Genomic DNA, 13,558 nt, shown 5'->3' on the forward strand with positions numbered 1-13,558 from the left:
CTTTTCTGTGCGGAAATTGATAGTGTCGAATTATATCAGGTATTGTCGAGAAATCGATATATTGGCCGAGGTTGAAAATAAAAGACCAAGATTAAAAATAAAAGCGCCGAGCTCAAAAATAAAAGGGCCCAACTTAAAATAATCTGCTCCCAAAACCTAAAATAACGGAAGATAAGTTAAAAAACCCCCTCCATTTGTCACCAAATGAAGGAGGAACGTTATAAAAAATACAAATGTAACGCAGCAATTATGGATTTCATCCTAAAAAATCACCCGAATGATACCACGCATGTCTCTCATCCCAGAAAATTACCCGAAATAGTCACATGCCTGCATCCCTCATAAGGCCCCAACTACTTAAGGTATTCTTAGCTCTTGTCCGACGTGTATTGTGTCGCCTGATAAGTCATTTGCTTCCTTAATGGCATCAACCGTCGTGCCAAAGCGTGAAGCAATTCGCCACAAGGAGTCTCCTGACACGACTGTGTACGTTTGAACTTCTGTTATTACATCTTCCATAGCTTCCTCTTCTACGGCTACATCCCGATTAGTAGGAATTCTCAACGTCTGTCCAACAAAAATCGCATCGCCCGTTAAATTATTGGCTTCCTTAATCGCCGCAATCGTTGTGTCAAACCGATTCGCGATCACCCAGAGGCTATCTCCAGAAACCACCTGGTAGGAAGTGTAACTTCCAGGTGCAGACACAGGTTCTGAATCTTGTCCTGAATTAGGTGAAGAAGAACTCACTGGTACCGTAGTAGGAAGGGTGGTTGCATAGCTATTGAAAACCTCTAAGTTCCCTTGTCCTAAGCTCCAGGTTCCGACTCCACGAATATTGTACTTACTTACAAGCGCAAGTTTTTGCCGCGCCGATTCTTCATTTTCAAACCAAATCGTATACGTTCCAGGTTCTAACGTACGGCCACCGACTACGGTGACTGGATCGCCTTCACGAATAGTAATCGTCGCTTTCGGTGATTGGCTTGCCTCGTCGAACTCAACGGTGCCGTTGTACCGCTCGATCATTTGCTCGACAGCCGTATTGGAGATACCAAATCCGCCAACTGAAGCTCCTTCCATCCAATAGCGGCCATATTGTGCTAATCCGACGACGATTTTATCGCGTGGAACTCCTTGATCAATCGCATATTGAATCGAACGCTCTACCCAAGGAAGGCTTGCCACTGGTCCAGGGTCCCCGCCATGGTAGCTTTCATCATACGACATAATCATTATATAATCGACATACTTGGCTAAGTTCGTATAATCATAGGCCCCGTGCCAGCCAGTATTCCAACCATTTGGATTGGCAGCAACAGCGACTGATACTTCTTTATGTGCAGGAACTAACTCACGTAACAACCGCACAAATTCGGTAAAATGATCGCGGTCCGCCACTGTAATATTTTCAAGGTCCACATTTACGCCGTCTAGGTTATAGCGCTCGATGGCATCGGCGATTTGCTGTACAGCTTGCTCCTTGTTTGCCAGCATCGCACGTCCAATTTCTCGGTCCCAGTGATTACTTAAAAAGGGAACAACACGAATCCCTTGCAGGTGCATCGTTTCAATAAAATGGGTATCCAGCTGATAAGTAAGTTTTAATGTCCCATCTGGATTTACATCGAAGTAGCTGGGCGAGACAACGTTTACCGAGTGACTTGTTTGATTTACCGTACTGATAAAGTGTTGTGTATTCCCAAAATACAAATAGCCAAGATTGATCACTTCACTAGCGGAAGCAGGTAGCCTTAACGTTTGGCCCACTTGGATCGTATCTCCAGTTAAATTGTTCATTGAACGTAAGGCAGTAGCGGTTGTGTTAAAGCGTTTCGCGATCATATCCAGTGTGTCCCCAGCTGCAACGATATACGAAGAAACTGAAACCAACGTCACTTCACTCACATTTTCTGCTTTATCTCGTTGTTGAACCGTGATCTTAACATCTTCGGTAGACTCCAAGTGGCTAACAGGTACATGGATCGTAAAAAAACCATTTCTATTAGCTGTTGCGCTAACCGATGTCGGTTCCTCGCGAAGCGGGTCATCAATAAAAACAGTGACAGTTGCACCTGGCTCCGCAGTACCAATCACCGTATATACAGGCTCGCCATTAACGTAACTAAATCCATTTTTGGCAATAACAGCGTCCTCAACAACTGTATCCTTTTCGATCGTTGCCGTTTGGACTTCACTCGTGTTTCCAGCTAAATCGGTTTGAGTTATCCTTATACTAATAGGCCCATCCTCTAAAGTACTTAGATCAAGAGTGGCACCAAAGGCTCCATCTCTTACTTCCACTTCTTCGATTACTTCATTCACGCCATCGCTAAAAACAAGGACCACTCTCGTCCCATCATCAGAACCCCACGCAATCATAGAAAAGAGGTCGACATTATCTCGGTTAATAAATTCAGGTAAATCTAACGTGACTTCACTAGGAGCAACGGTATCTTTAAATATCGTCCTAGCTTGATCGGCTTTGTTACCCGCCTTATCACTGATCGTAAACAACACGGTGATATCGCCATCCGAGAGGGTCCGTACATCGAATGGAACTTCGAACCTACCGTCACTGTCTGCGGTCATCGTTTTCTTAATTACTTTTAAACCATCTGTCAATGTGATATCGACCGTACTATCAGGCTCTACTGCACCAGCGAGGAGGTAATCGGCCTCATTTCCACTGTAAATAATTCCTCCATCATCGAGACTAAAATCAGCGGGAGCAATCGTATCCTTGATGACTGTCTCTGTTGCAGCTTCACTTGTGTTTCCTGCCCGATCGGTTTGTGTGATTTTGAATTGAATGTCTCCGTCATCGATCGTTGAGACATCAATAGGAATGTGGTAGACCCCATTTTCATCCGCTCTCGTTGTAAAAGAAATCGACTGCTCTAAACGATTAGTGGCAGTGATGGCAATCAATGCATTGGCTTCTGCAGTCCCAGTGATCTCATAGCTCGATTGATTTTCTCCATTGATAAACCCACGATTATCAAAAAGGGGAGCGTCTGGGATGAGAGTGTCCTTTTCCACCGTCATTTCCTGAACGGCACTTGTAATCCCTGCCTTGCTCGTTTGGGTCGCCCGAAGCGTTAAGCTTGTATCGTCTAATGACGTTACATCGATCGTGACATCAAATATTCCATTTTCAGCTGTGGTCGTCGTTGCTCGAACCTCAGGATTCACACCGTCCGTTAAAATGACTTCCACGGTTGTGCCAGGTTGAGCATGGCCATTTACGGTAAAATGAGCGGCGGTTTCTTGATTGATCGCCTCGATCGGCTCGAGGGTAGGGGCATCTATCGCCGTTTCTTTCAACAATGTTGCTTCATGTACGTTACTTTTGTTTCCGTGTCGATCGACCGCAAAAGCTGTAATCGCTAGGGTCCCATCATTTAACCCTAGTAAATCGATCGCCTCACTAAATTCCCCATCCTCATTTGCAGTGGTGGTAAACTGAATGTCTCGATTTACTCCATCTGAAACGGTAACTTCCACGGTCGCTCCAGGAGTTGCGGTACCATAAAATCGGAAGTCATTTGCATTTTCGCTATTCACCGTGTCGCTCATCTCTAACACAGGTGTTTCGGACACCGTAACTTTAGTGATTTCTGCTTCGGTTGTAGCACTCGTATTACCAAATCGATCTGTACTAATCGCAGAAATCGTTACTGTTCCGTCATTTAAACCGCGGAGATCGATTGTCGTATGAAACACACCATTACCATTTGCCGTTACCTCTGTCAAAACAGCTGGATTGACGCCATCTGACGCACGAATTTCCACGGTCGCATTCGGCTCCACCGCCCCAGAGATTTCAAAGTTTTCCATGGTTACACTCGTGGTGATCGGGGCGTGATCCAAACCAGGAGTAGCGGTCATCGTATTTTTCGTAATGGACTGTTGTGTTTCTTTGCTGTTTTTTCCTGCCTTTCCCGTTGCAAACGCAGTTACGGTCAAGGCCCCTTCATTCAGTGCGGATAAATCAAACGCTTGTTCATACGTGCCGTCTGCATTAGCCGTGACCTGTTTGGTAATCGGGGGATTTGCTCCGTCAGTAATCGTCACCGTTACCGTTGTATCTCTCCCCGTCGTTCCAGAAATAAGATAAGAGGTGACATTGTGACTTGTCACATTTTCTCTTTCGCTAATAACAGGAGCAACTGGTGCAGGAGTCTCGACGACCTCCTCATCTGGTATCGTAAGAGTCTGTCCGACGCGAAGGACATCGGTCGTAAGGTTATTGACGGACCGAATAGCATCAATGGACGTCCCAAACCGATTGGCGATGAGCCACAAAGAGTCGCCTGAAACAACGGTATAAGTAACAGTCTCAGGTTCAGGTGTAGGAGCAGGAGGAGGAGTCTCGACGACCTCATCTACAGGCGCATCAACAACCTTAGAAATCGTAAGCGTTTGTCCAATGCGGAGCACATCGGTCGTAAGGTTATTGGCCGATCGAATAGCATCAATGGACGTCCCAAACCGATTGGCGATGAGCCACAAAGAGTCGCCCGAAACAACGGTATAAGTAACAGTCTCAGGTTCAGGTGTAGGAGCAGGAGGAGGAGTCTCGACGACCTCTTCCACAGGGGCATCAACAATCTTAGAAATTGTAAGCGTTTGTCCGACGCGGATCACATCAGACGTAAGGTTATTGGCTGATTTAATGGCCTCGACAGTTGTGCCAAACCGTTTAGCGATAACGGATAAAGAGTCCCCCGAAACAACTGTATAGGTGACGGTCTCTAGGTTTGGAGCGGGTGGCTCAACTTTTTCCTCCACTGGGGTTGTCGTCAAAGGGTTTTCTGTTCTTGGAGGTTCTTCGGCTTTTACCTGTTCCACTTTTTGTGGTATTTTTAATTTTTGCCCAATGGAAAGAACATCTCCAGTTAATCCGTTTATCGAGCGAATGTCATCGATTGTCGTGTTATAGCGTTTTGCCAGTAAAAACAGCGTATCACCAGATGAAACATGGTATGTAAAATATGGAAGCTTTAAAGCTTGCCCAACGAAAAGTTGATCTGTCGTCATCCCGTTTACCTCTTGAATAGAAGAAATAGGTACATTAAATCGCTTTGCTAATAAAAACAAAGTGTCGCCAGATTGGACAATGTACACATCGAACTGAGCCTCTTGCTGAATTTGTATTGCTGCCGATTGTGCACTTGCGCCTGTTGATCCTCCAAAATAAAAAGAAGCCACAAGTAAAGAGCCAGCCATTACTTTCACGGTAGATACGCGTAATTGTGGGAATTGCTCTCTAATTAACAGGCGGACGTGTGATTGAAGTTCGATTCTTTTTCGAGGTGATTGTCCTAATTCATTTGCGAATTCTGTTAAATGTTCCTCTAAATGGACAACGAGTGTATAGCTTTTATCTTCATTTATCTTCAATTGATAGCTTCGAATAAGTTCCATCGCAATAACTCCCTCCGTACTATAAAACCTTATGTTTAGTCTTCCAAAGTAAGAGAAGAAAATGCACTTGTTGAGTGAATTTAAGAGGTGCCAGGCTTTGCTCGAAAAAGCTCAAAGTTTGTCGAGAAATCGATAAATGAGCAAAGTTGAAAATAAAATAACGAAAGTTGAAAATAAACAGCTAAAGTCAAAAATAAAATTCTATTAAGTAGAGGAGTTTTACACAGAATCCCAAAATTAAACGCTATTCATAAAGAAAAGTCGCTGGTATAATTGACACATGCACAATAATTTTGAAATGTGTGGAAGAGTTTAATTGAGATATAATCGTTTATGTTGTTATAGTTAATATAATATTCTTCCTAAAGGGGAGTAGCATTTACAGCAAAGTCGTCATTACGGGAAAACATCCCCGGCTTTGTTGGCAACGTTTGTTGTTTGCAAGACCTTTACCAATTATTTTGGTGAGGTCTTTTTCTGTCTCTGATGAAAAGGCGTTATGACCGAATAATTGGTCTAACGTCTTTTTATTTTTGTCCTCTATGAAGGGAGTAGTAAAATATGAAATCATTCTATGTATTAGCTAACAGTGTTAAATTTGATCATCGAATGTCGATTGTAGCTAAAGATGAAAACTTAGAGTTAATAGGTACTGGGAAAAGTGCAGCGGTTTTCAAGGTGAGCTCAACAAAATTAGCTATAAAAGTGTTTTATCCTCAATATACTAATCTAGCAAATGTAGAGGCGGACATCTATCGAAAGCTTAATGGAATCGACTACTATCCGACATTACATGCGGATGGACCGAATTATGTAGTGATCGACTTGATCGAGGGGAACACCCTATATAGTTGTCTGAATAAAGGAATCGAAGTTCATGAGAAAGTCATTAATGAAGTAGATAATGCTTTAAGGTTTGCAAAAAAGAGAGGGCTTAACCCGTCAGATGTGCATTTGAAAAATATTTTTATTACGCCTGACTCAGCTGTTCGTATCGTCGATGTCGCGCGCTTCACACAGGAGGCGCCATGCCCCAAATGGAAGGATACGAAAAAAGCATATTATAAGTTTTATCGAAGAGGCATCCTCCCGAAGAAAATGCCGACCTTTCTACTAGATACCATCGGAAGAATATATAGAAAATATAGCTAATAAAGGGCGCCTGGAACTTTTCATTCCATATTTCACACTTTTTCTTCAACTGCATGCACAACCAAAGCCTCTCGAGATTATAATGACTGTGACCTTATACAGTAGGGGTGAAAATAAAATGATTCTGGTTACAGGGGCGGCAGGTTTTATCGGGAGCCACGCATGTGTCGAACTACTGAATGCAGGATATGAAATCGTGACAGTTGATAATCTTTCAAATAGCAAGCGAGAAGCTATAAACCGGGTGAAACAAATTACCAAAAGAGATTTCCTGTTCTATCCAATTGATCTTTTGGATAAGGAAGCTTTAGAAAAAGTTTTTATAGAAAATAAAATAAAAGCTGTTATTCATTTTGCAGGTCTAAAGGCAGTAGGGGAATCGACAGAAAAGCCGCTAATGTACTACTACAATAATATCGTAGGTACAATCATCCTTTGCGAATTAATGACTAAGTACAAGATAAAAAGAATTGTGTTTAGTTCCTCGGCAACGGTTTATGGCATGCCAGATCAAGTTCCTATCTCAGAAAACTCTCCACTTAGAGCAATGAACCCGTATGGTCGGACAAAATTGATGATTGAAGAAATATTACGAGATCTCTATCTTTCGGATAAAAGTTGGTCGATTTCCATTTTAAGGTACTTTAATCCAGTCGGAGCCCACCCTAGCGGTACAATTGGTGAAGACCCTAATGGGATCCCGAGTAACTTAATGCCTTTTATAACTCAAGTAGCTATCGGCAAATTAAATCAATTAAAAGTTTTTGGTAATGATTATGAGACCATTGATGGAACTGGGATTAGGGATTATATCCATGTAGTTGATTTAGCCAAAGGTCATTTAAAAGCGTTAGAGGTTGTCATGAACACATTTGGGGTAAAAGTTTTCAATCTTGGTACTGGTAGTGGTTACAGTGTCCTTCAAATTATTGAGACTTTTGAGAAAGTTACAAAAAAATCCGTACCTTACCAAATCGTTGAAAGGCGTCAAGGAGACGTAGCCGCGATCTATGCTGATACTAATAAAGCGAAAGACGAACTAGGTTGGGTTGCAACCAAAGGGCTAGAAGAAATGTGTATAGATTCGTGGAGATGGCAAGTCAATAATCCCAAAGGTTATATATAATATTAGAAAACATAGTTATCAATAGTGTGTTTAGAAAGAAGTAAATGATTGTCGATGAAGTGTTTGTGAACTAGAAACGAATGAATGAGGCTATATTTCCGACCTACAAGCACAATTACACAAGAGATTATTTTAAAAAAGAGAACAACAGAGAAAAGAAGTTAACAAAAAACATTATTTAAAGTTGTGTTAGAAAAACCATTTTAATTTTGCAAAACGAATAAAGCTCCATCGTACCCTAAATCATTTTCTTCAAACTTTTCCTTCTTTTGTTTTGTTCTCTCCCTTCCTCAGCTCTTTATTTGTAACATTCTTGTAACCTACTACCAAAATTTTCACTTTATAATAAAAGGAAAGACGAACCTTGCCGATATATACCTAAAGTACGAAAAAAGAATAATGTAAATCTATAAAACTACTAAAAATGCTCTATAGGAGGAAATAATGAATGGGTACAAAGTCAGTTGTTAAAAAAGCGGTGATTTCTTCAACTTTTGCAACAGGGATCGTATTAACAGCTCCGCTAGTTGTAGATGCGGCTCTTGGTGACCAACCGTTAAAAAAGGGGATGTCGCATCCTGATGTCAAAGAACTGCAAGAAGTATTGAAAACAAAAGGCTATTTTAATTATCATACAGCAACTGGCTTCTATGGAACGATAACAGAAGAAGCTGTAAAGCAATTCCAAAAAACACACGGTATACAGACAACAGGAGTTGCTAACACGAATACGTTAAACATTCTTCTGAATACGACAACACAGCGTAGTGCAACGTCTACTCAGATTGCTTCTGCAACAGCGACTAACTCAGCCCTTGCACAAACAACAGGCCTTCTTCGTGCAGGTTCACAAGGACAAGCAGTAACAGAATTGCAAGAATTACTAAAAGAAGCGGGTTACTTTAATACCAATCCGACAGGCTATTATGGTAGAGTAACTGAAAGTGCAGTGCGAGAATACCAAAAGAAAAATCGCTTAACCGTTGATGGTATTGTAGGTCAACAAACGCGCTCTCATCTGTTAGGTGGAACAGCGCAATCTTCAACAGCGCCAGCACCGACACAGCCAGCAGCATCAACACAAGCAGCACCAGCACCGTCTTCAAATACAAATACAACGACTGAAAACACGACTGTACAGTTCAATGCACAGACGTTACGTGTGGGGTCAAGAGGAACTCAAGTGAGACAACTGCAACAGTCTCTAAAACAACTTGGTCACTTTAACCATACGGTAACAGATTACTTTGGCAGTGTTACCGATGCTGCTGTCCGTTCGTTCCAAATTAGTCAACGTCTAACGGTTGACGGGATTGCAGGCCCGCAAACTTTCCGTGCATTAGAGGCAGCTTTAAGTGGTTCAGCCCAGGGTACGGAGCAGACGGTTCAAAATCAAACACAAACAAAAGCTGAAACAACGACAGCACCTAAAAATACGGCATCAGAAAATTCAAATCCACCTGCAGAACAAGGTTTTCAACCGATGAACCTTGTGGCGGATGCTGCTCAACTTACAGGCGTGCCTTACTTATGGGGTGGAACAACACCAAGTGGTTTTGATTGCAGTGGCTTCGTGCAGTACGTCTTTAAACAACAAGGGGTAAACCTTCCGCGTACGGTTGCTCAGCAATGGAGTGCAGGGAAATCGGTGGACAAGCCTAGTGTTGGAGATCTTGTATTCTTTGAAACCATCTCAAAGGGACCTTCTCATAATGGAATATACATAGGAAACAATCAGTTCATTCATAGCGGCTCATCAACAGGTGTGACCGTTGCAAGTATGAATAATAGCTATTGGGCGCCGCGATACTTAGGGGCTAAGAGAATGGAATAATAAAAAAAGGAGGTGCCGAATTCGGTACCTCCTTTCAAATTACTCAATTTTAAATTTTGCATCAGCAAAATTTAGAACTGTGTTTTTAGGGTTATCCTCTTCAAATTGGAAGATAGAAATTGTATAAATATCAGGCTCTAATAAGTCGCCAATAATCGAAAACTCAGATTCCAGAACGTCCTCTGTAGTAAAGACCGTAAGAAAATCCTCATTTAAAAAGGCGTAAACTTCCTGGTCAGGGTTAAAATTGACTAGCATAAAGTAGATGGTAGTCATAAGTTGATTACGATCAAAGATAGGTATTGCATTTTCAGTTTGTCGACCGTCGTCATTTGACAAGATGAATACTACTTCTTCACTTCGGTGTGGGATTTCAGTAGGGAAAACGATCTCCTCTGCAGAATGTACATGATCATCCACAGTTTGTACTTCATCATCTGATACTATTGGCGCACTTGTATCTTGTTTACAGCCAGCTACTATCATCACGAAACAAAAAATAGCTATGACCTTTAGAATTAATTTCATAATTAGAACCCTCTTTCAAAAATAATATCTATGCAAGCCTATTAATTATAATATAATGTTTATTGCTTGGATATTTCCTTTTAATTACTTATACTGGTCATCATATAAAAGATATGCTCTTAGTGGACACCAATAAAGGGTGTGAATGAAAGCGATTTATTTATTAAAAAAGGGTTACTAAGTAGAAAAAGAGAGCAGAATGGAAGGATATAGATAGGGAAAATTGAGGGAACCGAGTTTAGAAAGGAAATGATTTTGTGGATATTTTATATGTATATAAACCGAAGATAGATAATGATACAGTAAAGTTCAGTTGGAATTTTAGCTTCGATAACAATGTGTTTAGAAAGAACGAATTTTATATAAAATATGATGGGTTTAATATAACAGATATCGACTTTTCCGTATTCTATGAAGTGTTTTTAGGATTAATGACCCCAGTATTAAAAGAAACCAAGCGAGAATATCTCATCTTGCTTCCTGAAAGTATTTCCAATACAAGTGTTAACTTTTGGTTAAGTTATAACGAAGCAGAAAACATTAAAGTTTTTCCTGTTGAAGACAAACAGCCAGAAAAGACTTATTCTAATTTTGAGGGAAAAGATGAAATTGGAATTTTGTTTGGCGGAGGAAAAGATTCTTTATTCACGTATAACTTATATAAAGAAATTTTCGGTACTGAAAATATTTCTGTTATTTCTTTTGTTTTTCCAATGGATCATTCTAACTTGAAAAAACTAGATCAAAGACGAGAGAAATTTGCTCTTAACCATATCGCTAATGATGGTGTAACAGTTAGAAAAATATATACTGATTTCCGAAGTATCTTTAAAATTTATTCCTACTTCAATCATTTACATACACAACTGTATTATCTTATGTCATTCCCATTATACTTAAAAACAGATATGAGCTATTTAACGTATAGTTACGAATTTACACACTACTGGAATAAAGATCATAATGGAAAAGAATATTTTCACTTCAAAAAATCAAGACCAGAATTTGATGATTTAGTCTCAAATTATCTTCATCAAAGATTAGGCAAACCGTTTAAAGTTTTTAATAGCAACTATTATATATCCGAAACATTAGCCTTTAAAATAATAAATGACCGATACAAGCGAGTGGAAGATGTTATGATGTGTGAAGCAGTTGTCGATCCAGAAGAAAAATGGTGTGGACAATGTTATAAGTGTGGAGAGTTTGTAATCTATTCATTGGCTAACAAGTATGAAAATAAAGAATTAGACATCGATGCTTTTTTAAACAACAGTAAATTTATTAATAAAATTATAAATCAAGTAGAAGAAAACAATTACGCAACGAATAAAGAGGGTAATATAATATGGTTTGAAGGCTTAGTATCACATATTCACTATATGTCATTATGCCATATTGTAAATTCTATTGATGTAGACTTTTGGTCAACTAAATTAAGTGAGAAAGCTATTTTAAACTTATCCAAGATAAAAAGTTGGTTTGGGAATAAGAACTATGAGATCCTTGATTCTTTTATTTTAGAGGCATTAAAAAAATTAAACCTACCTTTTGAAGATAAAATTATTAAAATCATGGATGAACATGCGCATATTGTAAAATCAAATGAGGTTGAGTTTTTATTTGGGAATCATATGGTAGTAGCTGATTATAATTTAAGTTATCCTATACAATTACATGAACAAAATGTGATAAATAAGGACGATATTTCGACTTCAATCATCGATAGCACAGCTAAAGACTTGTTTAACAGGCATTACAAGAAAGAGATCGTTTCATATAATACAGATACAAATGAGACTGTGCCATATATAGAAGGTGCGAGTTATAATGGTTACTTCTTCCACATGGACAAACTTGCTCCTAAAAAAGGGGATACCCTTGAATTGAAGTACCATTTGGAAAGTCTAAACGTTGATAAATCGTATCATATTAAGCTAAGCCTGGTATCTCTGTATAAATCGCAGTATAAAGACCGAATGAAATATAGTCTGTTACTCGATCATCATGTCTTGCTTGATGAAGACATTGCAAGTTGGCAACATGAAAATAGTATTAATGTATATTTTAAGGCAAAATCAAATAAGCATCTGCTAACTATAAAAGTTACCGCGGTCAATAATTGTGAACCGTGGAATTGGGGTAAAGTGGCATGTATTACCCTTCAAGATCTTCAACTTAAACAAGTTCCGCTAACAGAAACACAACATATTTCATGTAGTAGTCCATATTCCAATATTTATGAATTCCATTGATAACGTAATATTTGGTAAAAAAAAGTAACACCTTATTGGCCATGAATAACATGGCTTTGTGAGGTGTTTGTTTTTTGAAATTTATGTTATATATTGGAAGGTGATATGGAGTTGTAACCATTAAGAAGGTATCAAAGACCAATTAGCCAAATAAAAGTGACTAGTCCAACTTTCTAGAAATTGAGGCTTAGATGTCACTTCTTCGTCAAATAAAAGTATTATTAATTATATTAGAGGATAATTGCCCAAAGTGCATTTTAGATGTACAATATGACAGAATAAATGAATAAACGACATTTGATAGAAAATGAAGTAAGGGAGGATTATGTCGAATGAAAGTGCGTAAAGCGATAATACCTGCCGCTGGATTAGGTACACGGTTTTTACCAGCAACAAAAGCACAACCAAAAGAAATGTTACCAATTGTTGATAAACCAACGATACAATATATTGTTGAAGAAGCAGTAGCATCAGGAATCGAAGATATAATCATAATTAGTGGTAGAGGAAAAAGAGCGATCGAAGACCATTTTGATAAATCGTATGAACTTGAAGAAACGTTAGAGAAAAAAGGGAAAAATGAATTATTGGAGGAAGTTCAGTCTATTTCAAGCATGGCGAACATCCATTATATCCGCCAAAAAGAATCGTTAGGCTTAGGACATGCGATACATTGTGCAAGCCGTTTTATTGGCAATGAACCATTCGCTGTTTTACTAGGAGACGATGTGGTAAAAGCTGAAATACCATGCCTTAAACAATTACTTGATGTATATGAAATACATCAAACTTCAGTAGTTGGGGTTCAACCAGTCGCTCTAGAGGATGTAAATAAGTATGGGATCATAGCTCCTAAAGAACAAGAAGACAACTCTAAGGTTATGAAGATACAATCATTAGTAGAAAAACCACCTACTAACGAAGCGCCATCTAATTATGCTATAATGGGCCGGTATGTGCTTACTCCAAATATCTTTAATTTACTTGAAAAGCAAACGCCAGGTGCTGGCGGTGAAATTCAATTAACCGATGCAATCAATAAGCTAAGTAACTTTGAAAATGTACTAGCTTATCATTTTGACGGCATACGGTACGATCTAGGTAATAAATTTGGATTTATAAAAGCAACATTAGACTTTGCACTTGAGAGAGAGGGTTTAAGAGAACCCGTGCTTGATTATTTAGAACATCTTCTCCAAAACAGATTAACGATAAAGAAATAACTGGGAGATA

At 39.3% G+C, this 13,558-nt stretch carries 7 protein-coding genes; 5 read left to right on the forward strand and 2 right to left on the reverse strand.

Going from position 1 to position 13,558, the window contains the following annotated elements; translation table 11 throughout:
• Positions 1 to 357: 357 nt before the first annotated feature.
• Positions 358 to 5,430: a LysM peptidoglycan-binding domain-containing protein gene (locus BK574_RS19490; protein ID WP_078429726.1), complete on the reverse strand. Its 5,073-nt coding sequence runs from the start codon at positions 5,428 to 5,430 to the stop codon at positions 358 to 360.
• Between the two features lie 561 nt (positions 5,431 to 5,991).
• On the opposite strand from BK574_RS19490, the gene BK574_RS19495 reads away from it, so the two are divergent.
• The 3 genes from BK574_RS19495 (at position 5,992) to BK574_RS19505 (ending at position 9,542) form a co-directional block, all read left to right on the forward strand.
• A complete protein-coding gene (locus BK574_RS19495) occupies positions 5,992 to 6,582 on the forward strand; it encodes a serine/threonine-protein kinase (RefSeq protein ID WP_078429727.1) in 591 nt (196 codons plus the stop codon).
• A 118-nt stretch (positions 6,583 to 6,700) separates the two neighbouring features.
• Positions 6,701 to 7,708, forward strand: a complete 1,008-nt coding sequence (gene galE / locus BK574_RS19500; RefSeq protein WP_078429728.1) for a UDP-glucose 4-epimerase GalE — start codon at positions 6,701 to 6,703, stop codon at positions 7,706 to 7,708.
• Positions 7,709 to 8,156: 448 nt separating this feature from the next.
• Complete coding sequence (locus BK574_RS19505; RefSeq protein ID WP_078429729.1) at positions 8,157 to 9,542, forward strand: C40 family peptidase; 1,386 nt, start codon at positions 8,157 to 8,159, stop codon at positions 9,540 to 9,542.
• 39 nt (positions 9,543 to 9,581) lie between these two features.
• Here the strand turns inward: BK574_RS19505 and BK574_RS19510 are convergent, their stop codons facing one another.
• On the reverse strand, positions 9,582 to 10,070 hold the full coding sequence (locus BK574_RS19510; RefSeq protein WP_078429730.1) for a hypothetical protein: 489 nt from the start codon (positions 10,068 to 10,070) through the stop codon (positions 9,582 to 9,584).
• Between the two features lie 257 nt (positions 10,071 to 10,327).
• On the opposite strand from BK574_RS19510, the gene BK574_RS19515 reads away from it, so the two are divergent.
• The gene (locus BK574_RS19515) at positions 10,328 to 12,325 is read left to right on the forward strand and encodes a hypothetical protein (protein ID WP_078429732.1); all 1,998 of its coding nucleotides are present in this window, start codon (positions 10,328 to 10,330) and stop codon (positions 12,323 to 12,325) included.
• A 332-nt stretch (positions 12,326 to 12,657) separates the two neighbouring features.
• Positions 12,658 to 13,548: a UTP--glucose-1-phosphate uridylyltransferase GalU gene (gene galU, locus BK574_RS19520; RefSeq protein WP_078429733.1), complete on the forward strand. Its 891-nt coding sequence runs from the start codon at positions 12,658 to 12,660 to the stop codon at positions 13,546 to 13,548.
• Positions 13,549 to 13,558: the final 10 nt, after the last annotated feature.

Source organism: Alkalihalobacterium alkalinitrilicum, assembly GCF_002019605.1.
Classification (GTDB): Bacteria; Bacillota; Bacilli; order Bacillales; family Bacillaceae_F; genus Alkalihalobacterium; species Alkalihalobacterium alkalinitrilicum.

Excerpts from the sequence above, each read along its gene's own strand:
- galE (WP_078429728.1), top strand. The coding sequence starts at position 6,701 with ATGATTCTGGTTACAGGGGCGGCAGGTTTTATCGGGAGCCACGCATGT.
- BK574_RS19510 (WP_078429730.1), bottom strand. The coding sequence starts at position 10,070 with ATGAAATTAATTCTAAAGGTCATAGCTATTTTTTGTTTCGTGATGATA.
- BK574_RS19505 (WP_078429729.1), top strand. The coding sequence starts at position 8,157 with ATGGGTACAAAGTCAGTTGTTAAAAAAGCGGTGATTTCTTCAACTTTT.
- BK574_RS19490 (WP_078429726.1), bottom strand. The coding sequence starts at position 5,430 with ATGGAACTTATTCGAAGCTATCAATTGAAGATAAATGAAGATAAAAGC.
- BK574_RS19495 (WP_078429727.1), top strand. The coding sequence starts at position 5,992 with ATGAAATCATTCTATGTATTAGCTAACAGTGTTAAATTTGATCATCGA.
- galU (WP_078429733.1), top strand. The coding sequence starts at position 12,658 with ATGAAAGTGCGTAAAGCGATAATACCTGCCGCTGGATTAGGTACACGG.